This is a genomic window from Novosphingobium sp. TK46 (assembly GCF_055361525.1).
The window spans coordinates 3,012,596-3,037,555 of the sequence record NZ_CM143963.1 but is presented as its reverse complement, the minus strand read 5'-3'; the positions used below and the strand labels follow the sequence as shown (position 1 = coordinate 3,037,555).

General features: G+C 65.6%; 25 protein-coding genes and 1 riboswitch. Of the genes, 13 read left to right on the top strand and 12 right to left on the bottom strand.

Features of this window, described 5'->3' with window-relative positions:
- The first annotated feature begins 320 nt into the window (after positions 1 to 320).
- From ACXJ1Z_RS14595 to ACXJ1Z_RS14580, 4 genes are all read left to right on the top strand, one after another.
- Positions 321 to 680 (top strand): UrcA family protein, encoded by a 360-nt coding sequence (locus ACXJ1Z_RS14595; protein WP_463777602.1) that lies wholly within the window; start codon positions 321 to 323, stop codon positions 678 to 680.
- 147 nt (positions 681 to 827) lie between these two features.
- Positions 828 to 2,564 carry a M28 family metallopeptidase gene (locus ACXJ1Z_RS14590; protein WP_463777601.1) on the top strand — a complete coding sequence of 579 codons (1,737 nt, stop codon included), beginning with the start codon at positions 828 to 830 and terminating at the stop codon, positions 2,562 to 2,564.
- Positions 2,565 to 2,626: 62 nt separating this feature from the next.
- Positions 2,627 to 3,172 carry a septal ring lytic transglycosylase RlpA family protein gene (locus ACXJ1Z_RS14585; protein ID WP_463777599.1) on the top strand — a complete coding sequence of 182 codons (546 nt, stop codon included), beginning with the start codon at positions 2,627 to 2,629 and terminating at the stop codon, positions 3,170 to 3,172.
- 69 nt (positions 3,173 to 3,241) lie between these two features.
- Positions 3,242 to 3,436, top strand: coding sequence for a hypothetical protein (locus ACXJ1Z_RS14580; RefSeq protein WP_463777598.1), 195 nt, complete (start codon positions 3,242 to 3,244; stop codon positions 3,434 to 3,436).
- Positions 3,437 to 3,481: 45 nt separating this feature from the next.
- Here ACXJ1Z_RS14580 and ACXJ1Z_RS14575 read toward each other — a convergent pair whose 3' ends face one another.
- The 5 genes from ACXJ1Z_RS14575 to ACXJ1Z_RS14555 form a co-directional block, all read right to left on the bottom strand.
- Entirely contained in the window at positions 3,482 to 4,258 is a 777-nt protein-coding gene (locus ACXJ1Z_RS14575) for an N-acetylmuramidase domain-containing protein (protein WP_463777597.1), read from the bottom strand.
- 78 nt (positions 4,259 to 4,336) lie between these two features.
- Complete coding sequence (locus tag ACXJ1Z_RS14570) at positions 4,337 to 5,089, bottom strand: ABC transporter ATP-binding protein (protein WP_463777595.1); 753 nt, start codon at positions 5,087 to 5,089, stop codon at positions 4,337 to 4,339.
- Positions 5,089 to 6,051: a FecCD family ABC transporter permease gene (locus ACXJ1Z_RS14565; RefSeq protein ID WP_463777594.1), complete on the bottom strand. Its 963-nt coding sequence runs from the start codon at positions 6,049 to 6,051 to the stop codon at positions 5,089 to 5,091. The genes ACXJ1Z_RS14570 and ACXJ1Z_RS14565 overlap by 1 nt, the downstream gene beginning before the upstream one ends.
- Entirely contained in the window at positions 6,048 to 7,019 is a 972-nt protein-coding gene (locus ACXJ1Z_RS14560) for an ABC transporter substrate-binding protein (protein ID WP_463777593.1), read from the bottom strand. The genes ACXJ1Z_RS14565 and ACXJ1Z_RS14560 overlap by 4 nt, the downstream gene beginning before the upstream one ends.
- 5 nt (positions 7,020 to 7,024) lie before the next feature.
- Positions 7,025 to 8,926 (bottom strand): TonB-dependent receptor plug domain-containing protein, encoded by a 1,902-nt coding sequence (locus ACXJ1Z_RS14555; protein WP_463777592.1) that lies wholly within the window; start codon positions 8,924 to 8,926, stop codon positions 7,025 to 7,027.
- Positions 8,927 to 9,030: 104 nt separating this feature from the next.
- Positions 9,031 to 9,229: riboswitch (cobalamin riboswitch) on the bottom strand.
- A gap of 237 nt (positions 9,230 to 9,466) precedes the next feature.
- Between ACXJ1Z_RS14555 and ACXJ1Z_RS14550 the strand changes: the two genes are divergently transcribed.
- From ACXJ1Z_RS14550 to lpdA, 9 genes are all read left to right on the top strand, one after another.
- Positions 9,467 to 10,606, top strand: coding sequence for a cell wall hydrolase (locus ACXJ1Z_RS14550; protein WP_463777591.1), 1,140 nt, complete (start codon positions 9,467 to 9,469; stop codon positions 10,604 to 10,606).
- Positions 10,607 to 10,746: 140 nt separating this feature from the next.
- Complete coding sequence (locus tag ACXJ1Z_RS14545; protein WP_463777590.1) at positions 10,747 to 11,058, top strand: hypothetical protein; 312 nt, start codon at positions 10,747 to 10,749, stop codon at positions 11,056 to 11,058.
- Positions 11,059 to 11,256: 198 nt separating this feature from the next.
- Positions 11,257 to 12,219, top strand: coding sequence for a malate dehydrogenase (gene mdh / locus ACXJ1Z_RS14540; protein WP_463777589.1), 963 nt, complete (start codon positions 11,257 to 11,259; stop codon positions 12,217 to 12,219).
- A gap of 38 nt (positions 12,220 to 12,257) precedes the next feature.
- Entirely contained in the window at positions 12,258 to 12,851 is a 594-nt protein-coding gene (locus ACXJ1Z_RS14535; RefSeq protein ID WP_463777587.1) for a hypothetical protein, read from the top strand.
- 21 nt (positions 12,852 to 12,872) lie between these two features.
- Positions 12,873 to 13,763, top strand: a complete 891-nt coding sequence (sucD, locus tag ACXJ1Z_RS14530; RefSeq protein ID WP_463777586.1) for a succinate--CoA ligase subunit alpha — start codon at positions 12,873 to 12,875, stop codon at positions 13,761 to 13,763.
- A 126-nt stretch (positions 13,764 to 13,889) separates the two neighbouring features.
- On the top strand, positions 13,890 to 16,730 hold the full coding sequence (locus ACXJ1Z_RS14525) for a 2-oxoglutarate dehydrogenase E1 component (protein ID WP_463777585.1): 2,841 nt from the start codon (positions 13,890 to 13,892) through the stop codon (positions 16,728 to 16,730).
- 8 nt (positions 16,731 to 16,738) lie between these two features.
- Positions 16,739 to 17,977 (top strand): 2-oxoglutarate dehydrogenase complex dihydrolipoyllysine-residue succinyltransferase, encoded by a 1,239-nt coding sequence (gene odhB, locus ACXJ1Z_RS14520; RefSeq protein WP_463777583.1) that lies wholly within the window; start codon positions 16,739 to 16,741, stop codon positions 17,975 to 17,977.
- A gap of 23 nt (positions 17,978 to 18,000) precedes the next feature.
- On the top strand, positions 18,001 to 18,264 hold the full coding sequence (locus ACXJ1Z_RS14515; RefSeq protein WP_463777582.1) for a hypothetical protein: 264 nt from the start codon (positions 18,001 to 18,003) through the stop codon (positions 18,262 to 18,264).
- A complete protein-coding gene (lpdA, locus tag ACXJ1Z_RS14510) occupies positions 18,264 to 19,676 on the top strand; it encodes a dihydrolipoyl dehydrogenase (protein WP_463777581.1) in 1,413 nt (470 codons plus the stop codon). The genes ACXJ1Z_RS14515 and lpdA overlap by 1 nt, the downstream gene beginning before the upstream one ends.
- Before the next feature lie 265 nt (positions 19,677 to 19,941).
- Here the strand turns inward: lpdA and ACXJ1Z_RS14505 are convergent, their stop codons facing one another.
- The 7 genes from ACXJ1Z_RS14505 to rpsP all read right to left on the bottom strand — a co-directional run bounded on the left by ACXJ1Z_RS14505 (position 19,942) and on the right by rpsP (position 24,954).
- The gene (locus tag ACXJ1Z_RS14505; protein ID WP_463777579.1) at positions 19,942 to 20,964 is read right to left on the bottom strand and encodes an alpha-ketoacid dehydrogenase subunit beta; all 1,023 of its coding nucleotides are present in this window, start codon (positions 20,962 to 20,964) and stop codon (positions 19,942 to 19,944) included.
- The gene (locus ACXJ1Z_RS14500) at positions 20,961 to 21,959 is read right to left on the bottom strand and encodes a thiamine pyrophosphate-dependent dehydrogenase E1 component subunit alpha (RefSeq protein WP_463777578.1); all 999 of its coding nucleotides are present in this window, start codon (positions 21,957 to 21,959) and stop codon (positions 20,961 to 20,963) included. Before ACXJ1Z_RS14500 ends, ACXJ1Z_RS14505 begins: the two co-directional genes overlap by 4 nt.
- 230 nt (positions 21,960 to 22,189) lie before the next feature.
- The gene (locus ACXJ1Z_RS14495; RefSeq protein ID WP_463777576.1) at positions 22,190 to 22,462 is read right to left on the bottom strand and encodes an HU family DNA-binding protein; all 273 of its coding nucleotides are present in this window, start codon (positions 22,460 to 22,462) and stop codon (positions 22,190 to 22,192) included.
- A gap of 333 nt (positions 22,463 to 22,795) precedes the next feature.
- The gene (rplS, locus tag ACXJ1Z_RS14490) at positions 22,796 to 23,167 is read right to left on the bottom strand and encodes a 50S ribosomal protein L19 (RefSeq protein WP_463777575.1); all 372 of its coding nucleotides are present in this window, start codon (positions 23,165 to 23,167) and stop codon (positions 22,796 to 22,798) included.
- Positions 23,164 to 23,910: a tRNA (guanosine(37)-N1)-methyltransferase TrmD gene (gene trmD / locus ACXJ1Z_RS14485; protein ID WP_463777574.1), complete on the bottom strand. Its 747-nt coding sequence runs from the start codon at positions 23,908 to 23,910 to the stop codon at positions 23,164 to 23,166. Before trmD ends, rplS begins: the two co-directional genes overlap by 4 nt.
- A gap of 33 nt (positions 23,911 to 23,943) precedes the next feature.
- Complete coding sequence (gene rimM, locus ACXJ1Z_RS14480; protein ID WP_463777572.1) at positions 23,944 to 24,456, bottom strand: ribosome maturation factor RimM; 513 nt, start codon at positions 24,454 to 24,456, stop codon at positions 23,944 to 23,946.
- A gap of 27 nt (positions 24,457 to 24,483) precedes the next feature.
- Complete coding sequence (gene rpsP, locus ACXJ1Z_RS14475) at positions 24,484 to 24,954, bottom strand: 30S ribosomal protein S16 (protein ID WP_463777571.1); 471 nt, start codon at positions 24,952 to 24,954, stop codon at positions 24,484 to 24,486.
- Between the last annotated feature and the right edge of the window lie 6 nt (positions 24,955 to 24,960).

The following is a 24,960-nucleotide window of genomic DNA, read 5'->3' as shown; positions in this document are numbered from 1 at the left end:
GGATTGAAAAACAACGATTACTTAATTGCGAATCTTTTTAAGGCGATCTTTACTGTAGTCTTGATTCTGTAATCTGCGGCGTCTAGTGGAGGCAACAACAAGCCTGGATATGCTGGTGTCGCAACTGAGCTGATTTCTGTAGTTGGCGATAAACCTCCATCCTGGAATCCATCTATAGTTATCGATTTGACGAAGAGCGTTTGTTTGCTCTGCGTTGACGAAGCGATGCCTTGTTTCCCCGTGTCCGCCGTCTAGTGCAGGCATGGATGACTTCGCTTGCCCGTCTTGCGCCGACTTACCGCATAATTGGGAGAATTGCCTTGAAGATCACCGCCCTCATGCTGGCGCTTGCCGCCGGCCTCGTTCCTTCGCTCGCGTCCGCGGCGGATGCGAACCGCATCGAAGTATCGCGCGAAGTAAAGTTCAACGACCTCGACCTGACCAGCACCGAAGGCCAGCAGAGCCTGGATGCGCGTATCTCGTTGGCCGTGCGCAGCGTGTGCGGACGCCCGAATGGCCGCGTCCTCGCCGAAGTGATGCAGTACGGCCGCTGCCGTCGCGAAGCCATCGCCTCCGCCACCATCGGCCGCCAGTTCGCCATGGCCCAAAGTGCTCGACGCACGGCCACCGCGATGGCCATGACCAGTCGCGACCTCGGCAAGCCTGAGTTTTCCAAGTAAAAGTACCTTCGTCGACTGACGAAGGTAAATAAGTCCGCCGCCGTCGCCGGTTCACCGGCGGCGGTGTTCGGCGTTTCGATATATGTCACTCACAGCTTCTTCGAGCGGGCGGTTGTCAGATGCGGCGGGGGAGCTAGACTTGCGCCGATGACACGCACCTTCCTGCCCGCGTTCGGCCTGCTCGCACCCGCCCTGCTCTGCTCGGCCCTCTCGATTGCGCCGACGCAGGCCCAACCTGTCCAGGCCCAAACGACGCAGGCCCATTCGACCGCCCGGTCATCGACGCGGCCCGCCGGCCAGACCGCGATCACCGTCGATCCGGCCCAGCTTACGCGCGATGTCAGGGCGCTGTCCTCCGACGCCTTCGAGGGCCGCGCGCCCGGCACCAAGGGGGAGGAACGCACGATCGGTTATCTGATCGCGCGGATGCAGGACGCGGGTCTGGAGCCGGGCGGGCCGGACGGGCAATGGTTGCAGACCGTGCCGCTGCTGCACACCACGCTGGGAACCGGAACGATGGCGTTTGCCGGCCAGCCGGTCGAACAGGGCCGGCAGATCTACGTCTCGACCCTGCGCCCCGACGACGCGGCGCGGATCGACAAGGCGCCGCTGGTATTCGTCGGCTATGGCGTCAGCGCGCCCGAACGCGGCTGGGACGATTTCAAGGGCGTCGATCTGCACGGCAAGGTCGCGGTGATCCTGATCAACGACCCGGATTTCGCCGCCGCGCCGGGCGATGCGGTGGCCGGCACGTTCGGCGGCCGGACGATGACCTACTATGGCCGGTGGACCTACAAGTTCGAGGAAGCCGCGCGGCGCGGCGCGATCGGCGCGCTGATCGTCCACGACACCGACGGCGCGGGCTATGGCTGGAACGTGGTGCAAAGCCCACGCGGCGAGAACTACGATATCGTGCGCGATGCCAGCAACCTGACCAGCCTGCATCTGCAAGGCTGGATCGAGGGAGCCGCCGCCAAGGCGCTGTTCACGCGCGCCGACCTCGATCTCACCCAAATGCGTGTCGCCGCGCGCAAGGCGGATTTCCGCCCGGTCGTGCTCAAAGGCCAGACGTTCAGCGCCGACGTTCCCGTGGTTCACGAACAGATCGCCAGCCACAATGTGCTGGGTCGCATTGCCGGAACCAAGCGGCCCGACGAAGTGGTGTCGCTTGGCGCGCACTGGGATGCCTATGGCAAGGGCGCGCCCGATGCCAAGGGCCGGATCTATCGCGCCGGTGCCAACGACGATGCGCTGGGCATCGCCGGGCTGCTGGAGATTGCCCGCGCGATGAAGGCCGGCCCCGCCCCCGCCCGTTCGGTCGTGTTCGCGGCGTGGACGGCGGAAGAGCGTGGGCTGCTGGGCAGCGAATACTACGCCGCCAACCCGGTCTATCCGATGGAAAGGACGGTCGCCAATCTCGCGATCGACATCCTCCAGACCGCTGGTGCCGCCAACGACGTCGTGCTGGTCGGCAAGGGGCAGGACACGCTGGAGGACGACATGGCGCGCATCGCCAAGGCGCAGGGACGCACCGTCACGCCAGAGAGCCTGCCCGAGCGCGGCCTGTTCTATCGCGCCGACCATTTCTCGTTCGCCAAGCGCGGCGTGCCGGTGCTGCTGCAGATGGGCATCGCCGGCGCTTCCGACCTCAAGCAAGGCGGGCGCGCGGCGGGACAGGCCTGGATCGATGCCTATACCGGCCAGTGCTATCATCAGGCGTGCGACGCCTGGGACGCAAGCTGGAACCTGGCGGGCGCAGTGCAGGATATCGAACTGGTCGGCACGATGGCGCAGGAACTGGCGAATTCGGCGAAATGGCCCGCGTGGAAGCCGGGGTCCGAGTTCAAGGCCATTCGTGACAAGAGCGCGGCGGTGCGGCGCTGACGGCTTTCCCGCTTCTCGCTACCGGCAGCCCGGCTCCGTCCTTCGTCCGGCGTTCGTGGGTCTTGCCGGCGCTTGCCGCGTTGGCACTGGCGGGGTGCGGCGGCGGCAACTTCCGCCCGGTCAGCGACGTGCCCGTACGGATCGGCGCCCCCTACACCGTGCGGGGCACGACCTATACGCCCGCCGCGCAGCCCGGCTACGATATGCTGGGATACGCGACCTGGTACGGCTCGGAGAGCGGCAACAAGGTCGCCAGCGGCGAACGCTTTCGCCCGCAATGGATTACCGGCGCGCACACCACCCTCCCCTTGCCCAGCTACGTCGAGGTCACCGCGCTCGATACCGGCCGCCGCATCCTGGTGCGCGTCAACGATCGCGGGCCGTTCAGCGGCGGCGGGCGGGTCATCGACCTGTCGCGCGGGGCCGCCGAACTGCTCGGCACGCGCGCCCGCGGCAAGGCGGCGGTGCGGGTGCGGGTGGCCGAACCCAGTGAACGGGACCGCGCCGCGTTGCGCAAGGGCAAGCCGGCGCAGGCCCTGGCGCCGCTGCCGCAAACGGCATTGGCGGCGCTGCGTGAACGCTTCGTCCGAGGGGTGGGCGCGCTCTGACGGGATGCGCGGAACCGTCATCCGCGTCGATGCGTTGGCTTTGGTAGAACGATGGAAACGGAGAGAGCCATGAGCGACACGCAGACCGGCAAGCCCTCGATCGGGGACGAGATCCCCTACCGCCGCGACCAGATCGACAAGAAGACCGGATCGCTTGTGTTCGACCAGCACCTCAAGGAAACGCTGAACGAAGCACCCACGCCGTCGATCGACGATGCGATGCCGAAGGACGACAATCCGCTAAAGCGCGGTCAGGTTACCTGAACAGGCGGGGCTCGCGCCCGCGCGAGCCCTTGGACCTGAATCTGATCAGCCGAGCATGGCGGCCCAGGTGCGCTCACCGATGATGCCATCGGTCGCCAGCCCCATGCTCGTCTGCAGCGCGACGACACGGTTCCGGGTTGCCGGGCCGAATGTTCCGTCGGCAGCCGCGCCCAGCAGCTTCTGCGCTCTGGCCACTGGCGCACCGACGTCGCCCAGCCGGAGCACGGGCATCGGCGCTCCTGCCGTGCGGTACATATCGTAGGCTGCGGCAAGCTTGCGATCGTATCCGTCGCGGGCATAATCGGTTCCATTGTAGCCGCGCGCGAAGCCGGCCCAGTCCCGATGGATCAACGCGGCATCTAGCCGGTTGACCTTGATGAACGCGACGAACGCCGCAAGCTGCGCCGGTTCACCCGAAACCATCGCCTTCACGAACGCCTCGACGTCGCGATGCCCGACCAGCGCATGATTGAAGCCCATCACCTGAAACTTGCCCCAGCTCGCCGACAGCAGCGCGGCACGGCGGTCGAGCAGGATCGCCGCGTGCAAGCGATCATACTCGCGTCGCCCGCCGAGGTACCCGCCGCGCCGGGGGTTGGAAATCGTCGGATTTTCACCGCCGAACCGGCCGCCCGTCCGCGCGTGAAAGACGTGCCGTTCGAACAGGATCTTGGGCCGCCCATCGATCAGGAACCCGCCGCCGTCACTCTCGACGTGCGCGACGGCGCGGACCGCCGCCACGTCGCAGCCCAGGTCGCGTGCCGCCTTCTGGAAATCGCCGGCCTGCAGCGGTGTCGGATCACCGACGAATTCATCGTTCATGCTATGCCCTCCCGAAGAGAACAAACCATAAACGCATTATTTGGCGTGTAGGAAAGTGGTTTCTGGCCGGCGCGGCCGCTAGCCCACCGCGAGCGCGCGCGTGCCGGGTTCGCCCAGCCAACGGGCCCTGACGCCCCAGACGCTCTCGATCACGGCTTCGGACAGCGCGATCGCGGGCGGGCCATCGGCCACGAGGCGCCCACCATCCAGCACCAGTACCCGCTCGGCATGGTTCATCGCGGTCGCCAGATCGTGCAGCACCAGCACCACGCCGCGCCCTTCGCTGGCCTGTTCGCGAAAGCGGCGCATCAGCGTGGCGCCATGCGCGAGGTCGAGGTTGGCGAGCGGCTCGTCGGCCAGCAGCCACGCCGGCCGCGTCGCCAGCACCCGCGCCATCAGCGCCCGCGCCCGTTCTCCGCCCGACAGCCGCGAAACCGGGCGATGGCGCAGCGCCTCGAGGTCCATCGCGGCGATCGCGGCATCGATCGCGGCCTGCGCCTCGTCGGCGGGGGCGCCGCGCCATGGCAGGCGGCCAAGCGAGACCAGCGTCTCCACCGACATGTCCCACGCGACCTCCGCGCTTTGCGGCAGGTAACCGATCATGCGCGCGCGCATCGCCGCCGTCAGTTCGACGATCGGCGTTCCGCCCAGCCGCACCACGCCGCCATCCGGCGGCATCAGCCCGGCGCAGCACCCCAGCAGCGTCGACTTGCCCGCGCCGTTGGGACCGCAGATCGCATTGATCGCGCCGGGGTTGAGCTTGGCGGTGACGCCCACCAGCCGCCCCGCGACCGAGGCGCCGTCCAGTGCCAGAGAGGTCGGCGCCGCCATTATACCAGCCCCCGCCGCATCCGCAGCAGCAGGTGCAGGAAGAACGGCGCGCCGATCAGGCTGAGCGCGATGCCCAGCCGCAACTCGCCCCCGGCCAGCGGCAGGATGCGGCACACGACGTCCGCGATCAGCAGCAGCAGCGCACCCGCAAGCGCGCTGGGCAGGATCAGCGACGACGGCCGGCGGTCGGTGAAGGGGCGCATCAGGTGCGGCACGATCAGGCCGACGAAGCCGATGATCCCCGCCACCGCGACGCTGGCGCCCACGGTCAGGCCGATGCCGGCGATCAGCAGCGCCTGCAGCCGTCGCGGCTCGACCCCGAGCGAGCGCGCCGCCGCCTCGCCCAGCGTCAGCGCATCCAGGCTGGGGCGGGCGAGGAACAGCAGGGCAATGCCGACCAGCGTCAGCGGGGTCGCGATCCACACTTCACGCCACGAGCGATCGGCCAGCGCGCCCATCAGCCAGGTGACGATCTCGCTCAGCGCGAACGGCGTCGGCGACAGACTGATCGCCAGGCTCATCAGCGCACCCGCCAGGCTGGCGATCATCAGACCGGCCAGCGTGAACAGCGCGACGCCGGCATCACGGCCCGCGATCAGGGCCAGCAGCGCCATCGACCCGCCCGCGCCGATCAGCGCGAACAGCGGCAGCAGATAGGCGGACGCGGCATACCCGGTCCAGAAGCTGAGCACCGCGCCAAGTGCCGCACCCGGCGCGATCCCGAACAGTCCGGGGTCGGCCAGCGGATTGCGCAAGTACCCCTGCATCGCCGCCCCGGCACAGCCCAGGCCCGCCCCGATCACCACCGCCAGCACCGCGCGCGGCAGGCGCAGCTGGAACAGGATGACGGTGGCGTTGCGCGTATGCGGGTCGAACGGATCGATCCACACCCGCCCCGCCAGCAGCGACAACGGAAGCGCCAGCGCCAGCGCGGTCAGCAACAGGCCGACAGCGCGGCTCAAGTCCTGCCCGCCGCAGCGCGAGGTGGCGTCAGTTCGCGATGGAGCCGCCCCAGTTCGGCGGCGGCGCGTACGATCGTCGGACCGCCGCACCACAGCAATGCACCTTCCAGCGCAACCCGCCGGGTGCCCTTCAATGCGGCGAGCGCCGGATGCGACAGCAGCCGGTCTTCCTGCGAAAACGTGCTTCCACTCGCCAGGATCACGCGCGGCGGATCGGTCAGCATCGCTTCGAGCGGGAGGTAGTCGGCCTGCCCCATGCCCCGCACCGCCGCGGCATTGACGAAGCCGGTGTGGCGCAAGAGGTCTGCAATCAGCGTGTGGTCGCCGGCGACGATTCCCCCCGATTCCCAGACCACGGCGGACAGCGGCGCGCTGCCGGTGGCCGGCGCGGAACTTGCCAGAGCGTGCTCGATATCATCGACAAGCATCTCCCCCGCCTTCACATTTTTCGCAGCGGCAGCGAGCGCGCGAACTTGCGCCTTGCCCGCATCGACGGTGTCGATACCGCTGATGGTGACGACCCGGATGCCCAGACCGCGCAACGCCTGCCTGGTCGCGGGCGCGAGGAAGGTATCCGCCACTACGACGTCGGGCGCAAGCCGGGCGATCTCCTCGACCGAACCGGATACGGATGGATAGTGGCTGGCGGCGGCGACGCCCATCGAACTCGACGCGGAGTCATGGCTGTAGTGCGAGATCGCGAGCAGTTGCCCCGGCGCCGCGACGCGGGCGAGGATGGCGTCGCTGCAGGGATTGAGGGAGACGATCGTCGGACGCGCCATCGCGGATCCGGCGGGTGTTCCGGTCGGCTGGCACGCAGCAAGAACGAGGCTGAACAGTCCTGCCACGATGCCGCCCGCCAAGCGGATGGTGGAGGGGTCTCGGTGGCCATGCGGCACCCCCTCCTCCACTCGCTTGGCGAGCGTATTTCCTCTTGAGACAAGCTCGCGGAGGAAACCGATTTGCATGGATCTCACATCTTTGCCCGCACGCCGATGAAGGCGGAACGGCCGGCCGTGCCATAGTCACCCACGGTCACGTAGTCCTCGTTCGTGACGTTTTCGATACGGCCGAACACTTCGAGGTGTTCGCCGACCGGAACGCTCGCCCGCACGGTGCCCAGGGCATAGCCCTTGAGCCGCCCGAATTCGCCGGCGAAGTCATAGCTTTCGCCGACCATGCGGATGTCGCCGCCAACCACGAAGCCGGTCAGCGGACCGGTGGTGATCGGGGTCCAGTCGGCCGAAACGGTCAGCGCGTGTCGTGGACGCCGCGCGAGGTCGGTGCCCTCGTCGGCGCTCCCACGGGTGCGGTCGGTCGATTTCACGTACGTATAGGCGGCCTGAGCGTGGAGGGTCTCGCCGATCTTCGCGCCCAGCTCGAGTTCGAACCCGGTCGCCCGCGCGCGCCCGACGTTGATGTAATAGCCGAACGGCCGGGTGGCGCAGATCGCGCCGGAGCACGAGACGAAGCCGATCAGGTCGCGGCTGTCGCGGCGAAACCCGGTGAGCGCGAAATGCAGCGGCGCGTTGCGATCGCCGTACTCGATCCCGGCGTCGTAGCTGCGGCTTTTCTCCGGATCGAGCGTCGTCGTCGGATTGCTGTACTCGGAAAACAGCTGGTACAAGGTCGGCACCTTGAAGCCCTCGCCATACGAGGCTCGCACGCGCCACTGGTCGGCGATGGCGACGCTGCCGTTGGCGCCGAACGTCCACCGGTCGCCGAAGCGCGAATGATCGTCATACCGCACGCCGCCGGCGATGGTGAAGGCGTCGGTATAAAGTCCGAGCAGCGCATGGCCGCTGGACAGGTTGGCCTTTTGCCTGTCCGCGCCGCTGACGTCGATCCGCGACCACTCGTGATCGCCACCGAAATCCAGCCGCAGCGTGTCGGTGGCGCGATAGGCGCCGTTCAATTCCGCACGGCGGCTCTGCCCTTGCGTTTCCGACGTGGGATCACCGGAGAACGTGGGGTCGTAATACCGGCGGCGGGTGTCGGAAACCTGATACCCGGCGTTGAGGTCGAGCTTTTCCGAAGTCCAGGCAAGACCGGCGCGGCCGTTGATCTCGCGGGTCTTCTGATACTCCGGCGTATCGCCGAAGACGAAGTCCGGCGCGGGGTAGCCGTCGATGTCGAGTTTGCCCTGGGTGTAGCGGCCGACGAGGCTGGCGGTGAGACCCGGCGTCAGTTCGACATGCGCTCGGCCCCCAGCGCGATACTGACGAAAGCCGTCTTTCTCGGTTCCTGCCGCGGCCTGGCTGAAGCCATCGGTCCGCAGGTACCCACCGTTGAACGTGACGCCGTAGGTATCGTTGGATAGCCCCGCAGTGACTTGCCCGTCGAAACTGTCGCGCGCGCCATATTCGGCGGTGGCTTCGGCGCCGTTCATATCGCGCGAGGTGAGCGACAGCACGCCGCCGATGGCTTCCGAACCCCAAACCACCGAATTAGAGCCGCGCAGCAAATCGACGCGCGCGAGACCGCCAGTGGTCAGATTGCCGAAATCGTAGCCGCCGCCCGGCGCGGCGACATCGGCGACGCGGATGCCGTCGACCAGCACCAGCAACTGCTGTGAATTGGCGCCGCGCACGAACAGGCTGGTGGTCGAGCCGAGGCCACCGTTGCGCGCGATCGTGACGCCGGGCAGCCGCTCGAGGACGCGGGTGATGTCCGGCCCCTGGATCGAGGCGATTTCGGCCTGGTCGATCACGCTGACCGGCTGGCCCGCCTGATCGATCGGCAGGCGACTGCCGGTGGCAAGAACGGTGATGGTGTTGTCGGCGATGCGCAAGTCAGCCACGCTGATCTCCCCATCCTGCCCCCACGCCGGGGTTGCCATGGCCAGCGCCGACGTCAGCAAAAACAGATACTTCATGCGAAAACCTCCAACCTGAACGAAGTGCCGTCCATGGCGAGAGGCTTGCACGTGCCCTCATGCGACGCGCATTCCCAGCTGCGACCGGTACACCCGCCCGGCGCGGAACGACCGTCTATCGGGCAGGTCTCCTGGCTTTCCGGATCATCGCCCGCCCTCGCCTTCCCGGACGCCCGCGAGGGTTGGCCAGTGGCATGGTTGAGAACGGACTCCTCGGTCACAGTTGCGGGAGCAGCTTCGGCATCGCACCGAAATTCCCTCTTCGGTCCGGCTTCCCGGACAACCCCTGACGTGGCCGCGCCGTAGGCCCGGGATGCATTTCGTGCAAGGAGAAGCTGGTCGCGCAAGGAGAAGCTGGTTCGCTCATGTCCGCAAGGCGGCGCCTTTTCCATGCTCGCGCGACGACTCCTTAACCGCTTAAGGGTATTTGCCCAGAACGTGCCGCATCGGGACGCCGCCGGATCGTGTGCTGCACGGCGATCCGCGCGTGCGTAGCTGCGGGCTTCAGTGCCGCCCAGCAGGATCTTCGATACCCCGCGTATGCCCGTCATCCTCGCCGATCTTTGCCTGAACGAGCAGCGGCCGCGCGATTTCGCGGCGCGCATCGCGCATGGGTCCAGAGGATTGCGGCTGTCCCGCATGGCGCTGCTGGTCGCCGGAGCCATCGCCATCCCCGCCTTCGCCGCCGCGCCGGCCGACTGGTCCGCCTTCAGCATCGGCGATGCTTCGGGACAGGCCGCGACGGTCGAGCCGATGCCGTTCGAGCGGGCGGGCGACAGCTTCCCGGGTTCGGCGTTCTATTATCTGCAACTCGACGCTGCCGAGCCCGGGCTTGGCGAAGGGATCCACTCCGACGCAAAAGGCGCGCCAGGACTCGATGTGCTGTCACCCGCGATCGCCAAGCCGCTGTGGGTCGATAACAGCGGCGTCGATCGCACGCGCGCCGTCCAGTGCCTGACCGCGGCGATCTATTACGAAGCCGCGAGCGAGGCGGATGCCGGCCAGCGCGCCGTCGCGCAAGTCGTGCTCAACCGTGTCGCGCACCCCGCCTATCCCAAGACGGTGTGCGGCGTCGTCTATCAGGGGTCCGAACGATCCACCGGCTGCCAGTTCTCGTTCGCCTGCGACGGCTCGCTCGCGCGGCGGCCCAACCGGTTGTTCTGGGACCGGGCGGGCGACGTCGCCCGGCAGGCGCTGGCGGGCTATGTCTATGCGCCGGCCGGCTTGGCGACCCACTATCATACGGTCGCGGTGCACCCGTACTGGGCGCCGAGCCTGCATTACCTGCTGACGATCGGCGCGCATCGGTTCTACAGCTTCAACGGCCGGGCCGGGCAGCCTGCGACGTTCCGCTTCGCCTACCTGGGCGGCGAGCCCTTGGCCGCGCCCAACCGTCACGACGAGTCCGCCGTATCCGCAGCCGCCAGCGCGGCGCTTGATCCGCTGGCGATCCAGAAGGCGTACGACGAAGGTCTGCAACGCGCGCGGGCGCAAGGGCTGGTGGCCATGCCCGGCGGCCTGTCGACGGATGCACCGCCCGCCGCCGCGCCGGTCTATACCGGAGAGGTCAAGGCACGCGGCGGCGACACCTTGTATCAGGGTCACGCCCTCCCCAGCGGAGACGGGGTGCGCGAAGAGTACCGGAACAGCGGTCAATGGATCGCCAGCCCCACCAGTTGACCGCCAATACGATGAATTGTGTTCGCAACCGGACCGGCGGCATCCTGAACAACCATGAAACCATAGGATGTCAGCAAACAGTTAGGGACCGCGCGCGTAGAAGCGTTTTCGTCAATTGCGTTGCTTGAAGGGTCGAAATCATGACCATCCGTTTTGCCGGCGCCCATGTCGCCGGAGAATCCCCGATCGGCGCCTGGCGGTGCCACTCCGCCCCGATGTGCGCGGTCAACGACAACGATGTCGCCCGGCTCGACAACAAGACGCTGATCGCCGCGCTGCGCCACTTCGCCCGTCACGGCCTTGCCGCCGCGGAACATGCCGGCGCGCGGGCCCTGTCGGCCTTGCGCGAGCGGGATCGGGACAGCTGCCAGCACTGGCTGGCGGTGTGTCGCCAGCTCGATCGGCGCCTCGCCGATCGGATCAGCTCCAAACTCGGAAGCTTCGCCGCCTGAGTGCACCCGGCTTATCGCTATTGCGAACTGTTATCAACATGATGTAAGATCTTTGCCCTGTCGGGGCTCAAGAAGGTTGCATTCGCGCCATCGCGGGCTTAGGCACGCGCGGAACTCAACGGCTGGCTTGCCTTCGCGGGGCATCGCAGGCCGCCCATCCGTCCGTTGACCCCGCACCTGTGAAGGACTGACAGGCCCATGGCTCGCAAGAAGATCGCCCTCATCGGCGCCGGCAACATCGGCGGCACCCTGGCTCACCTCGCCGCGCAAAAGGAACTGGGCGACATCGTCCTGTTCGACATCGCCGACGGCGTTCCCCAGGGCAAGGCGCTCGACCTGTCGCAGTGCGGTCCGGTCGAAGGCTTCGACGCGCAGATCACCGGTTCGAGCGATTACGCTTCGATCGCCGGCGCCGACGTGGTGATCGTCACCGCCGGCGTGCCGCGCAAGCCCGGCATGAGCCGCGACGACCTGCTCGGCATCAACCTCAAGGTGATGAAGGCCGTGGGCGAAGGCATCAAGGCCAACGCCCCCGACGCATTCGTGATCTGCATCACCAACCCGCTCGACGCGATGGTCTGGGCGTTGCGCGAATTCTCGGGCCTGCCGCACAACAAGGTCGTCGGCATGGCCGGCGTGCTGGACTCGGCGCGTTTCTCGACCTTCCTCGCCTGGGAGTTCGGCGTCTCGGTGCGTGACGTCACCAGCTTCGTGCTGGGCGGCCACGGCGACACCATGGTGCCGGTGGTCGAGTACTCGACCGTCAAGGGCATCCCCGTCCCCGACCTCATCAAGATGGGCAAGTCCACGCAGGAGCGCATCGACGAAATCGTCAAGCGCACCGCCAACGGCGGCGGCGAGATCGTCGGCCTGCTCAAGACCGGCTCGGCATTCTACGCGCCTGCCGCTTCGGGCATCGCCATGGCCGAAGCCTACCTCAAGGATCAGAAGCGCATCCTGCCTTGCGCCGCCTACGTCGAAGGCCAGTACGGCGTCGACGGCCTTTATGTCGGCGTGCCGGTGAAGATCGGTGCCGGCGGCGTCGAGGAAATCATCGAGATCGAGCTGAACGAGAAGGCCAAGGCCGGTCTCCAGGTCTCGATCGACGCGGTCAAGGAACTGCTGGTCGCGTGCAAGGGCATCGACGAGAGCCTGGCCTGAGCCACGCGGTGCGCCATCGCTTCGCCCTCGCTGCCTGCATGATCCTGGCTTGCGCCAGCGTGCCGGCGGCTGCGGCCGAAGCGAAAGGCGCCTATCCTCTCGGGCAAGTGCTCGATGCGGTTCGCACCGCCTGCTCCGATCTGTCGACCCGCGATGCGGCCGCCGCAAAGGTTGCCGCGAGCGGGTGGACCAAGGCCGCCGATCCGGCTGCGACGCCGGTCGGCCCCCTGGTCAAGATGGGATACGAACAAGGCCGCAAGCTGCTCGACAAGACCGGCGGGCGTGTCGATGATGGGCCGCTCGTCTTCACCCGCCAGGTCGCCGGTGAAGACCTGCACCTCGTGCTGTCCTCGGTCGAGAGCGATGGAACGTCCGTCGTCGGATGCCGCACTTACGATGTCGGCGAGACTCGCCCAATCGACAAGGCCGCGGCATCGCGCTGGGTCGGAAGCGAGCCTGATGCCGCGATCGAGCGCGCCGAGATGACCAAGTACAGCTGGAACTCCGGCCTGAAGCCGGAACAGGACAGCTTCGAAATATTCTACGTACCTGCCGGAAGCCCTCTGATCGCATTGGTCAAGATCGCCGGCTTAGCCATCAAAGCCGACCAGATCAGCGACCTCCCCCGCTGAATCGCACGTAACGGAGATCCTATGTCCATTCTCGTCGACAAAAACACCAAGGTCATCACCCAGGGCATGACCGGCAAGACCGGCAGCTTCCACACCGAGACCGCGCTCGCCTATGGCACCAAGATGGTCGGTGGCGTGACGCCGGGCCGTGGTGGTACCCAGCATCTGGGCCTGCCGCAGTTCAACTCGGTGCATGAAGCCAAGGCCGCCACGGGCGCCACCGCTTCGTGCGTCTACGTGCCGCCCGCCGGTGCCGCCGATGCCATCCTCGAGGCGATCGACGCGCAGATGGAGCTGATCATCTGCATCACCGAGGGTATCCCGGTGCTCGACATGGTCCCCGTCAAGCGTGCGCTGACCGGTTCGAAGTCGCGCCTGATCGGCCCGAACTGCCCTGGCGTCCTGACCCCGAACGAGTGCAAGATCGGCATCATGCCCGGCAGCATCTTTTCCAAGGGTTCGGTCGGCGTTGTGTCACGTTCAGGCACGCTGACGTATGAGGCGGTTTTCCAGACCACCAACGCAGGGCTTGGCCAGACCACGGCTGTCGGCATCGGCGGCGATCCGGTCAACGGCACCAACTTCATCGACATGCTGGAGCTGTTCCTGGCCGACGACGAGACCAAGTCGATCATCATGATCGGCGAGATCGGCGGATCGGCCGAAGAAGAAGCGGCGCAGTTCCTCAAGGACGAAGCCAAGCGTGGCCGCAAGAAGCCGATGGTCGGCTTCATCGCCGGTCTCACCGCTCCTCCGGGACGTCGCATGGGCCATGCCGGTGCCATCGTTTCGGGCGGCCAGGGTGGCGCGGAAGACAAGATCGCGGCGATGGAAGAAGCGGGTATCCGCGTTTCGCCTTCGCCATCGGAACTGGGCGTCACGCTCGAAGGTTTGCTGAAGGAACTCGCCTAAATCTCTCTCCCCGCCAGGGGAGAAAACGCGGTCTCACACTTGCTCCTCCCCGGGAAAGTGCCACGCCCGCGATCGATTGGTGAGTAAGCGCCGGGGGAGCCCCCTGGCGCGGAAAGGTCATTTGCCATGGGCAACGAAACGTTCGACTTCTTCCCAGAAGACCCGCAGCCGGGTCCGAGCTGGCAGCGCAACAACTGGCCCCCGGTCGGTGGCGACTACGAAGACGATCTGACCCAGGCGCTTGACCCGACCACGCTGCAAGCCGAAATCAAGAAGGCGGCCAAGGCCGCCGGCGCGCCGATCGACGAAGCCCGGATCGAGCAGGCTGCTTCGGATTCCCTGCGGGCGATGAACCTGATCCGCACGTATCGCGTGCGCGGGCATCTTGCCGCCAACCTCGATCCGCTGGGTCTGTCGCAGCGCGAGCTGCCTGCCGACCTGACCCCCGAGTATCATGGCTTCACCGGCGATGCGCTCGATCGCAAGATCTTCCTGGGCGGCTTCCTGGGCCTGCAATGGGGTACCGTGCGCGAGATCGTCGATATCGTGCGCGCCAATTATTGCGGCAAGGTCGGCCTGGAATACATGCACCTGAGCGATACCGAGGAACGTCGCTTCCTGCAGGACCGCATGGAAGGGCATGACAAGGAGATCGAGTTCACGCCCGAGGGCAAGAAGGCGATCCTGCAGGCCGTGATCCGCGGCGAGCAGTACGAGAAGTTCCTGGGCAAGAAGTACGTCGGCACCAAGCGCTTCGGCCTCGACGGTGGCGAATCCATGATCCCCGCGCTCGAAGGCGTGATCAAGTACGGCGGCCAGCTCGGCGTCAACGAGATCGTCTATGGCATGGCCCACCGTGGCCGCCTCAACGTTCTCGCGAACGTCATGGCCAAGCCGTACAAGGTGATCTTCCACGAGTTCTCGGGCGGCACCGCCAATCCGGAGGACGTGGGCGGTTCGGGCGACGTCAAGTACCACCTGGGCACCTCGACCGATCGCGATTTCGACGGCGTCAAGGTTCACATGAGCCTGATGCCCAACCCGAGCCATCTCGAAACGGTCGACCCGATCGTGCTGGGCAAGGTCCGCGCCTACCAGGTGCTGCAGGACGACATCGGCGACGACGTTGGCCCCCACGCCAGGCACAAGAAGGTGCTGCCGGTGCTGATCCACGGCGATGCCGCGTTTGCCGGTCAGGGCATCGTGTGGGAGTGCTTCGGCCTTTCCGGGGTGAAGGGCTACAACACCGGCGGTTGCATCCACTTCATCATCAACAACCAGATCGGCTTCACCACGAGCCCGCAGTTCGCGCGGCGTTCACCCTATCCCTCGGACGTAGCCAAGGGCATCCAGGTGCCGGTGCTGCACGTCAACGGTGACGATCCTGCGGCGGTGACGTTCTGCTGCAAGCTGGCGATCGATTTTCGCCAGACCTTCGGCCGGGACGTGGTGATCGACATGTGGTGCTACCGCCGCTTCGGCCACAACGAAGGCGACGAGCCCAGCTTCACGCAGCCGCTGATGTATTCGAAGATACGGCAGCATCCGCCGGTCAGCGAGATCTATGCCGAGCGCCTGAAGCGCGAAGGCGTGATCGACGACAGCTTCGTTCCCGAAGCGGTGGCGACATTTACCGGCCACCTCGAAGAACAGTTCGAAGCGGCCAAGAGCTACAAGCCCAACCAGGCGGACTGGTTCGCCGGACAGTGGAGCGGCTTCAACAAGCCGGCTGATCCCGAGGGCGCGCGCCGCAACGTCGACACCGGCATCGAGGGCAAGCTGTTCGACAGCCTTGGCCGCACGCTCACGACGGTTCCGGAAGGCCTGACGATCCACAAGACGTTGGGCCGCGTGCTGGACGCCAAGCGCGAGATGTTCAAGTCGAGCGAAGGCTTCGACTGGGCCACCGCGGAGGCACTCGCGTTCGGCAGCCTCGTCACCGAGGGCTACAGCGTCCGCCTTTCGGGTCAGGACTCCGGTCGTGGCACGTTCAGCCAGCGTCACGCGGTGTGGGTCGATCAGACCGACGAGCACACATACGTGCCGATCACTACCCTGCCCCACGGCAGCTTCGAGGTGCTGGATTCCACGCTCAGCGAGTATGGCGTCCTCGGTTTCGAGTACGGCTATGCCAGCGCCGATCCCAAGACCCTGGTCTTGTGGGAAGCGCAGTTCGGCGACTTCGCCAACGGCGCGCAGATCATCATCGATCAGTACGTCGCCGCGGCCGAGGCCAAGTGGCTTCGCGCCAACGGCCTCGTCATGCTGTTGCCCCACGGATACGAAGGCCAGGGGCCGGAGCACTCCTCGGCGCGGCTGGAGCGGTTCCTGCAGCTTTGCGCGCAGGACAACATCCAGGTGTGCAACATCACCACCCCGGCCAACTACTTCCACGTCCTGCGCCGGCAGATGCATCGCCCGTTCCGCAAGCCGCTGATCATCATGACGCCCAAGTCGCTGCTGCGCCATCCGCTGGCAAAGTCCAAGGCGCATGATTTCGTCGGCGGCGGGCACTTCTTCCGGCTTCTCTCCGACCCCAAGGGTTGCGATGACAAGACGACCAAGAAGGTCGTGCTGTGTTCGGGCAAAGTCGCCTACGACCTGATGGAAGCGCGCGACGCGGCCGAGATCGACGACGTGCAGATCGTCCGGGTCGAGCAGCTTTACCCCTTCCCCAGCGAGCCGCTGGCACAGCGCCTGTCGCGCATGCCGCAGCTGGAAGAAGTGGTGTGGTGCCAGGAAGAGCCGCGCAACAACGGCGCCTGGTTCTTCGTCGCCTCCCAGATCGAAGAAGCGATGGGCCAGGCCGAGCTGTCTTTCGATCGTCCGCGCTATGCCGGGCGTGCTGGTTCCGCCTCGCCCGCGACGGGCCTGGCGAAGCGTCATGCCTCCGAGCAGGCGGCACTCGTCGCCGACGCGCTGGGCCTTTCGGTCCGCTCTGAAATCCGTCGCAAGCAGAAGGCTTGAGATCCACGATGTCCATTGAAGTCAAAGTTCCCACCCTCGGCGAATCCGTTTCGGAAGCCACCATCGGCCAGTGGCTCAAGCAGCCGGGCGAAGCGGTGTCCGCCGACGAACCCATCGCCAGTCTCGAGACCGACAAGGTCGCGATGGACGTCATGGCTCCCCAGGCGGGTGTCATGGGCGCACACATCGCCAAGGAAGGCGAGACGGTCGTGGTCGGCGCACTGATCACCACGATCGAAAGCGGCAGCGGCGCTGCCGCAGCGCCCAAGTCAGCCGCACCCGAACAGGCGGCGGCGCCGGCAGCGGCGTCTGCCACCCCCGCCCCTGCAGCCCCGGTCGAGGATACCGGCGCGGGCGCAGCCGTGCTGTCACCCGCCGTGCGCCGGGCCGTGCTGGAGTACGGCATCGATCCGAGCAAGGTGACCGGCACCGGCAAGGATGGCCGCATCACCCGCGACGACGTACTCGCCGCGGCGCAAGCCAAGACCGCGCAGGCCGCTCCTGTCGCGACGGCCCCCGCCACCGCCGCGGCTCCCGCCGCCGGCGAGCGCCGCGAAGAGCGCGTGCGGATGACACGTTTGCGCCAGACGGTCGCCAAGCGCCTCAAGAGCGCGCAGGACACTGCCGCGCTGCTGACCACCTTCAACGACGTCGACATGTCGGCGGTCATCGAAGCGCGCGACAAGTACAAGGACACGTTCCAGAAAAAGCACGGCATCAAGCTGGGCTTCATGAGCTTCTTCTCGAAGGCCTCGGTGCTGGCGCTCAAGTCGATCCCCAGCGTCAACGCGCAGATCGAAGGCGATGAGATCGTCTACTTCGACTACATCGACATCTCGATCGCGGTCTCGGCCCCGAACGGTTTGGTGGTCCCGGTCGTTCGCGACGTCGACAAGCTGTCGTTCGCCGGCATCGAGCAGGCGATCGCCGGCTTCGGCAAGAAGGCCAAGGACGGCACGCTGACCATGGAAGACATGAAGGGCGGTACCTTCACCATCTCCAACGGCGGCGTATTCGGTGGCCTGATGTCGACGCCGATCATCAACCCGCCGCAGTCGGCGGTGCTGGGCCTGCACCGTATCGAGGACAGACCCGTGGTGCGCAACGGCGAGATCGTGGTCCGCCCGATGATGTATATCGCGCTCAGCTACGATCATCGCCTGATCGACGGTCGCGAAGCGGTGACCGCGCTCAAGACCATCAAGGAAGCGATCGAGGATCCGACGCGCCTGCTGATCGATCTTTGATGCCGGTGCGGACGTACATTTTTGTGGCCGCGAGCCTTGTCGCGCTTGCCGGTTGCGGCAAGGCGAGCGAGGGTGCGTTCAACAAGGGCTATGACGAGAAGTTCCTCTCGTCGTGCGTGGGTTCGGCAAGCAAGAGCGGCATGCCCACGCAGCTCGCGACTTCGCTGTGCACTTGCGCGATCACCGAGATCAACAAGAAGTACAGTGCTACACAGAAATTGACGCTGTCCAAGGAAGAGTCCGAACCCATCCTCAAGACATGCCTCAACAAGACGGTGCAACGATAATGGCTGAATACGACTACGACGTCCTCGTCATCGGCTCGGGCCCCGGCGGCTATGTCGCGGCGATCCGTGCGGCGCAACTCGGGCTCAAGACCGGGTGTGTCGAAGGACGCGAGACCCTGGGCGGCACCTGCCTGAACGTCGGCTGCATTCCCTCCAAGGCGCTGCTGCACGCATCGGAATACTTCGATGCGGCGGTCAACGGCACGATGGCCAAGATGGGCATCAAGGTTACGCCCGAACTCGACCTGGACACCATGCACGCGCAGCGACGCGACGCGGTGAAGGGCCTGACGGGAGGCATCGAGTTCCTGTTCAAGAAGAACAAGATCGACTGGATCAAGGGCTACGCCACCTTCAAGGACGCGCACACCGTCACGGTCGGCGAGCGTGCCGTGTCGGCCAAGAACATCGTCATCGCCACCGGCTCCACGGTCACGCCGCTCCCCGGAATCGAGATCGACAACGACAAGGGTGTCGTCGTCGACAGCACCGGCGCGCTGGAGCTATCGGCCGTGCCAAAGAAGATGGTCGTCATCGGTGGTGGCGTGATCGGGCTGGAACTCGGCTCGGTCTGGCGGCGTCTCGGTGCCGAGGTTACCGTCGTCGAATACCTCGACCAACTCCTGCCCGGCATGGACGGTGACGTCCGCAAGGAAGCGGGCAAGATCTTCAAGAAGCAGGGCATGATCCTGAAGCTGTCTACGAAGGTAACGGGCGTCGCAGTCGAGGGTAACCGGGCGACCGTGACTGTCGAGCCTTCGGCGGGCGGCGCGGCTGAGACGCTGGAAGCCGATGTGGTTCTCGTCTCCATCGGCCGCCGCCCCAACACCGAGGGCTTGGGCCTTGATGCGATCGGCATCGAACTCAACAAGCGCGGGCAGATCGAAACCGATCACGATTTCGCCACCAAGGTCGATGGCGTGTGGGCGATCGGCGACGTGATCCCCGGCCCGATGCTAGCGCACAAGGCCGAGGACGAGGGCATCGCGGTATCGGAGAATATCGCCGGATTGACCGGTATTGTGAACCACGATGTCATTCCCGGCGTGGTCTATACCTGGCCGGAGTTTGCCGGCGTTGGCCTCACGGAGGAAGACGCCAAGGCCAAGGCGGCCGAGTCAGGCGGCGAGATCAAGGTCGGCAAGTTCCCGATGCTGGCCAACTCACGCGCCAAGACCAACCACGAGCCGGATGGCTTCGTGAAGATCATCGCGGACGCGCAGACCGATCGCGTGCTGGGCGTTTGGTGCATCGCGTCGGTTGCCGGCACGATGATCGCGCAAGCTGCGCAAGCGATGGAGTTCGGCGCGACCAGCGAGGACATCGCCTACACCTGCCACGCACATCCCACGCATTCCGAAGCGATCAAGGAAGCGGCGATGTCGGTGACGGGCAAAGCCATCCATATCTGACGACATTTGCCGACAAGGCATCAGCGCGAGGACCGACACGGTCTTCGCGCTGACGGCCAGTCGACGATGATCTTGCGTCTCGCACGCCAAGGTGAAACACGCGCAATGAAACGCAGTTTTTGCAACGGCGAGCCAAGACGTGCGTCTTTGAGCTGGATGCTGCGGATCAAACGGCCAAGTTTGACTGATCTGTCGACCGTTCATCCTACGACAATATCGAGAGAAACCGGCCGGCAGGACAGGTGTCCATGCCGGCCGTTTTTCCTTAGCCCATCGCGACGAGGCGCTGGACTTCAGCGACGATTTCCGGTGCCTGCACCAGGAAAGCGTCTTCGAGCTTCTTGGCGAAGGGTACCGAGCAATACGGACCACCAAGACGGCCTACCGGCGACTTGAGCTTGCCGAACAGCGTCTCCTGTACGGTCGCGGCGATTTCCGCGCCTGGACCGAAGCTGCGACCAGCCTCATGGACGACGAGCAAGCGCCCGGTCTTCTCGGTCGACGACAGAACGGCTTCCTTGTCCCACGGCGAGATCGTGCGCAGGTTGATGACCTCGACCGAAACGCCAGCCTTGCCGAGCTCTTCGACCGCCTGCATCACCGTGAACATCATCTGGCCATACGACACAATCGTCAGGTCCGTGCCCTCGACGACGGTCTGCGCCTTGCCGATCGGGATCGGGCCCTGGTTTGCCGGCGTGTCCATCGGGATGAACAGAGTCTTGCCACTCTCGATGATCATGACCGGATCTGGATCCTGGATCGCCGAGAGGTACAGGCCCTTGAAGTCGGCCGGGGTCCAGGGGATCACGACCTTGATGCCCGCGGTGTGGCAGAACCACGCCTCGTAGAAATCGGCATGCTGGCCGGCGGTCTGGTTGCCGGCGCCGGTCAGCGTGCGGATCACCATCGGCACCTGGCTCTGGCCGCCCGACATGAAGCGCAGCTTCGCCGCGTGGTTCACGATCATGTCCATTGCCACGGTGGTGAAGTTCATCAGCATGATCTCGGCCACCGGCTTGTAGCCGGCCATCGCCGCGCCGATCGCCGCACCGATGATCGCCTGCTCCGAGATCGGCGTCGAGCGTACCCGCATGTCACCGAACTTGGTGGAAAGACCCTTGGTGACGCCAACCACGCCGCCGCCCTCGCGATCGGCGATGTCTTCGCCCAGCACGATGACCTTGGAGTCGGCTTCCATCGCCTCAACCAAAGCCGCGTTGATCGCCTGCAGGCCGTTCATCTTCACCATCTCGGTGGTCGGTGCTTCGAGTGTATCGGTGCTCATGCCGGAATCTCCTCGGCAAAGACGTCGCGGCGCAGTTCGTCCACGGACGGATATTCACAGGACTGGGCGAATTCGATGGCGTCCTTCACCTCGGCCTCGATGTCGGCCTTGAGCGCCTCGAGTTGTTCCTCGGTGGCGATGCCGTCGTCGATCAGTTTCTGACGGAAGCGTGGCAGCGGATCGAACTCGCGTGCGGCATCCTTTTCGCCCGCATTCATGTACTTGTCGTCGTCACCGAAGACGTGGCCGAAGAACCGGAAGGTCTTGCATTCGAGCAGAGTCGGACCTTCGCCGGCGCGCGCGCGCTCAATCGCGGCATGCGCGTGGGCATAGACCTCGATCGGATCGTTGCCGTCGAGCGTATAGCCCGGCATGCCGTAACCGATCGCCCGCTTCGAGATCTGATCGACGGCGGTGCAGTTTTCATAGCGAGTATGCTCGGAGAAGCCGTTGTTCTGGCACACGAAGATCACCGGCAGCTTCCACACGGAAGCGAGGTTGAGCGCCTCGTGGAAGGCACCGATGTTGCTGGCGCCGTCGCCGAAGTAAGCCACGGTGACCTGCTTCGTGCCGTCAAGCAGCGCTGCCCAGCCAAAACCGTTGGCGATGGGCATCGACGAGCCGACGATGCCAGTGGTCACCATCACGCCGGTTTCCGGGTGGGTAAGGTGCATCGGGCCGCCCTTGCCCTTGCAGGTGCCGTCGACGCGGCCCGAGATCTCGGCCCAGAGCGGGCGCAGCGGCATGTTCTTGGCGACCATGTCGTGGATGCCGCGATAGATCGTGCAGATCTTGTCGTCATCGTTGAGCAGCACGGAAATGGCCGACGGGATCGCCTCTTGTCCACGTGCCGAGTAATACGGTGCGGTGATCTGGCCGCGGCGGATCTGCGCGCGGGTGGATTCGTCGTTTCGCTCGATACGCACCATGCGGCGGTAGATGTCGAGCTGGGTAGCGGCATCCGGAGATGCTCGGTTGGTCAGGGTGTCGCTCATGGTCCCTCTCTCGCTGGCCGACCGTGATATGGTCGGCGCTGAACTGTTGTTCAGTACCCTTAGCTCATGACGCTGCAAGGGCAACCTCGGCCGCTTCGCAGCCATCGCCCGAGCGGTCCACCAAGCCGAACGGCGGCAGGATCGGCAGCCGAAACGAAATCGCCGCACCCGCCTGATGGCAGATGCGGCGATCGGTAACCGGCTGCGGCGCATGACACACCGGCTGATGCTTAGTTGACGGCGTCCTTGAGCCCCTTGCCCGCCTTGAACTTGGGCTGGCTCGATGCCTTGATCTCCATCGCTTCACCAGTGCGGGGATTGCGGCCGGTGGAAGCCTTGCGCTTTGCGACGGTGAAGGTGCCAAAACCGACCAGACGCACTTCGTCGCCCTTCTTCAGCGCGTCGGAGATCGCCTCGAACACACCCTCGACAGCCTTGACGGCATCGTTGCGGTTGAGGCCGCTGGACGTGGTGACCGCACTGATCAGATCGTTTTTGTTCATTATGAGAACCCCCTAGGCTGTCATTGGAAAACCACGTGACGTGGCTGAGATATCTGGATTCGTCGAGCGAATGGCCGGGAATTGAGCGGCTTTTGCGGCCCCTGTCAAAGCGAAAAGAGGCGCTAAATTGACGGCTCGGCTTGTTTTAGCCAGGGCTGTCCGCTGTCCGGGCAACCGAGCGCCCCGACCGGCCGTGCACCGCCATGACGAGCGGCGTTGCGTTGGTAAATACGAAAGACTGGCTTCAACAAAGGCACATCAATGCCAAACGGGGACGGGCACTTGCGCACCAGCCCCCGTTGTTTTTCGCCTATCGCACTGCGAAAAGCGCGCTTACGCGCCTTCGTTGCGCACGTCGCGACGCTCGGCGATACGTGCACGCTTACCGGTACGACCACGCAGGTAGTACAGCTTGGCGCGACGCACCACGCCGCGGCGCACGACCGCAATGCTGTCGAGGTTAGGCGAGTAGAGCGGAAATACGCGCTCCACGCCTTCACCGAAGCTCATCTTGCGGACGGTAAAGTTGGAACCCATGCCACGGTTCGAACGCGCGATGCACACGCCTTCGAAGTTCTGGACGCGGGTGCGGGTGCCTTCGACAACCTTCACGCCGACGCGGACGGTGTCGCCCGGACGGAAGGTCGGGATTTCCTTGGAAGCCTTGGCGATCTCTTCGGCTTCGATCTGCTGAATCAGGTTCATGTGTCCTGGTCCTTCGTTTGTCGCTGCGCGCCAGAGGCAGACGGGATCCGAGCGCCATTGTGACGCTCCCAAAGATCCGGCCTGCGTGACCGTGTATCGTCGTTGGCCCTGGCTTTACGCCAGGCGGCGATTTTCGCATGATCCCCCGATCGCAGCACTTCGGGGATCGTGCGCCCTTCCCATTCGACAGGTCGGGTATAGTGCGGGTACTCGAGCAGGCCGTCCTCGAACGACTCCTCCGCCCCGCTGGAAGGCGCGCCCATTACGCCGGGAAGCAGCCGAATGCAAGCATCCAGCAGCATCAGCGCCGCCGGTTCGCCGCCGGACAGGACGATATCGCCGACGCTGATCTCTTCCACGTCGCGCGCGGCGAAGATGCGCTCGTCAAAGCCTTCGAACCGACCGCACAGGATCGTCACGCCCGGACCGGCCGCAAATTCGCGAACGCGGGCCTGGGAGATCGGTCGCCCACGCGGTGTCATTGCCAGCACCGGGGCCTGTGGCTTGAGTGCCAAAGCATGATCGATGGCCGCTGAGAGCACGTCCACCCGCAGGACCATTCCAGCGCCGCCACCCGCCGGGGTGTCGTCGACCGTGCGGTGCTTGTCGATGGCGAAGTCGCGGATCTGAACGGGCGTCAGCGACCACTTGGCTTCAGCCAGCGCACGGCCCGCAAGAGACAAGCCCAATGGGCCGGGAAACATCTCGGGATAAAGAGTGAGGACGGTGGCTGCGAAGGTCATGGCAGAAACGATGCCGACCGATCGGACGACACCCTAATCCTCCACGAAGTCGGCGGCGACGATCAGCTTCTCCGCCGTCCACTCAGGCACCGCGGTCGGGTTCATCGGCACCATGAAGCGTGTCCGCTTGCCGCTTTCGTCCGCCGGCCGCTCGATCTCGATCACATCGCCCGCGCCAAAGTTTTCAATCGCGACGCACGTGCCGATTAACACGCCGTCGGTCGAGACCACCGGCAGGCCGAGCAGGTCAGCGTGGTAGTATTCGCCCTCGGCCAACGCCGGCATGGCCGATCGCGGCACGGTCAAGGCCGTGCCCCGCAGCTTTTCCGCTGCGTTGCGATCCGTCACCTCGACGAAGCGGGCGATTGCCCCGCCCTTCCCGTCGTCGCGCAGGCTCTGCACCGTCAGGCTTGCGTCGTTGAAGGCGCGGTAGCGCTTGAGCGCAGCCGCACCTTCTCCGAACAGCTTGAGGCGCACGTCACCGGTCACGCCATGCGCGCCGGCGACGGCGGCAAGGGTGACGGGACGATCCGGATCAACCGGCATGGGTCAAGTCCGTACGCAACGTGAGGATCAACCCTCTGCCGGAGTCTCTGCGCTTTCGACCTGCGGGGTCTCGGCGGCAGGCTCCTCGGCGCCTTCGGCCGGAGCTTCGGCGGACACGGCTTGCTTGGAAGCTTCTGCAGCAGCAGCGGCTTCCTCGGCTTCGCGAACCTTGGTGGCGCGGTCTTCCGCGCGCTCCTTAGCCTTCTTGCCCGGCTCGGCCTGGTTCGGGTTGTTGGTGGCCGCACGCTCCTTGATGCCGGCCTTGTCGAGGATGCGAGCGACGCGGTCGGTCGGCTGCGCGCCGACGCCGATCCAGTAGCGCACGCGATCTTCGATCAACGTCACGCGCTTCTCGTCGTCTTTGGCCAGCACCGGGTTGTAGGTGCCCAGCTGCTCAAGATACTTGCCGTCGCGCGGGCTGCGCACGTCCGTGACGACGATGCGATAGTAAGGACGCTTCTTGGCGCCACCGCGCGACAGACGAATTGCTACTGCCATTTTGTT

Bases quoted from the DNA above. Each gene is read 5' to 3' on its own strand.
- ACXJ1Z_RS14525 (WP_463777585.1), top strand. From the start codon at position 13,890: ATGGGCAACGAAACGTTCGACTTCTTCCCAGAAGACCCGCAGCCGGGT.
- ACXJ1Z_RS14495 (WP_463777576.1), bottom strand. From the start codon at position 22,462: ATGAACAAAAACGATCTGATCAGTGCGGTCACCACGTCCAGCGGCCTC.
- sucD (WP_463777586.1), top strand. From the start codon at position 12,873: ATGTCCATTCTCGTCGACAAAAACACCAAGGTCATCACCCAGGGCATG.
- ACXJ1Z_RS14575 (WP_463777597.1), bottom strand. From the start codon at position 4,258: ATGAACGATGAATTCGTCGGTGATCCGACACCGCTGCAGGCCGGCGAT.
- rpsP (WP_463777571.1), bottom strand. From the start codon at position 24,954: ATGGCAGTAGCAATTCGTCTGTCGCGCGGTGGCGCCAAGAAGCGTCCT.
- ACXJ1Z_RS14550 (WP_463777591.1), top strand. From the start codon at position 9,467: ATGCCCGTCATCCTCGCCGATCTTTGCCTGAACGAGCAGCGGCCGCGC.
- ACXJ1Z_RS14590 (WP_463777601.1), top strand. From the start codon at position 828: ATGACACGCACCTTCCTGCCCGCGTTCGGCCTGCTCGCACCCGCCCTG.
- ACXJ1Z_RS14555 (WP_463777592.1), bottom strand. From the start codon at position 8,926: ATGAAGTATCTGTTTTTGCTGACGTCGGCGCTGGCCATGGCAACCCCG.
- ACXJ1Z_RS14560 (WP_463777593.1), bottom strand. From the start codon at position 7,019: ATGCAAATCGGTTTCCTCCGCGAGCTTGTCTCAAGAGGAAATACGCTC.
- rimM (WP_463777572.1), bottom strand. From the start codon at position 24,456: ATGCCGGTTGATCCGGATCGTCCCGTCACCCTTGCCGCCGTCGCCGGC.
- ACXJ1Z_RS14535 (WP_463777587.1), top strand. From the start codon at position 12,258: ATGATCCTGGCTTGCGCCAGCGTGCCGGCGGCTGCGGCCGAAGCGAAA.
- lpdA (WP_463777581.1), top strand. From the start codon at position 18,264: ATGGCTGAATACGACTACGACGTCCTCGTCATCGGCTCGGGCCCCGGC.
- ACXJ1Z_RS14570 (WP_463777595.1), bottom strand. From the start codon at position 5,089: ATGGCGGCGCCGACCTCTCTGGCACTGGACGGCGCCTCGGTCGCGGGG.
- ACXJ1Z_RS14580 (WP_463777598.1), top strand. From the start codon at position 3,242: ATGAGCGACACGCAGACCGGCAAGCCCTCGATCGGGGACGAGATCCCC.
- ACXJ1Z_RS14505 (WP_463777579.1), bottom strand. From the start codon at position 20,964: ATGAGCACCGATACACTCGAAGCACCGACCACCGAGATGGTGAAGATG.
- ACXJ1Z_RS14545 (WP_463777590.1), top strand. From the start codon at position 10,747: ATGACCATCCGTTTTGCCGGCGCCCATGTCGCCGGAGAATCCCCGATC.
- rplS (WP_463777575.1), bottom strand. From the start codon at position 23,167: ATGAACCTGATTCAGCAGATCGAAGCCGAAGAGATCGCCAAGGCTTCC.
- mdh (WP_463777589.1), top strand. From the start codon at position 11,257: ATGGCTCGCAAGAAGATCGCCCTCATCGGCGCCGGCAACATCGGCGGC.
- ACXJ1Z_RS14500 (WP_463777578.1), bottom strand. From the start codon at position 21,959: ATGAGCGACACCCTGACCAACCGAGCATCTCCGGATGCCGCTACCCAG.
- trmD (WP_463777574.1), bottom strand. From the start codon at position 23,910: ATGACCTTCGCAGCCACCGTCCTCACTCTTTATCCCGAGATGTTTCCC.
- odhB (WP_463777583.1), top strand. From the start codon at position 16,739: ATGTCCATTGAAGTCAAAGTTCCCACCCTCGGCGAATCCGTTTCGGAA.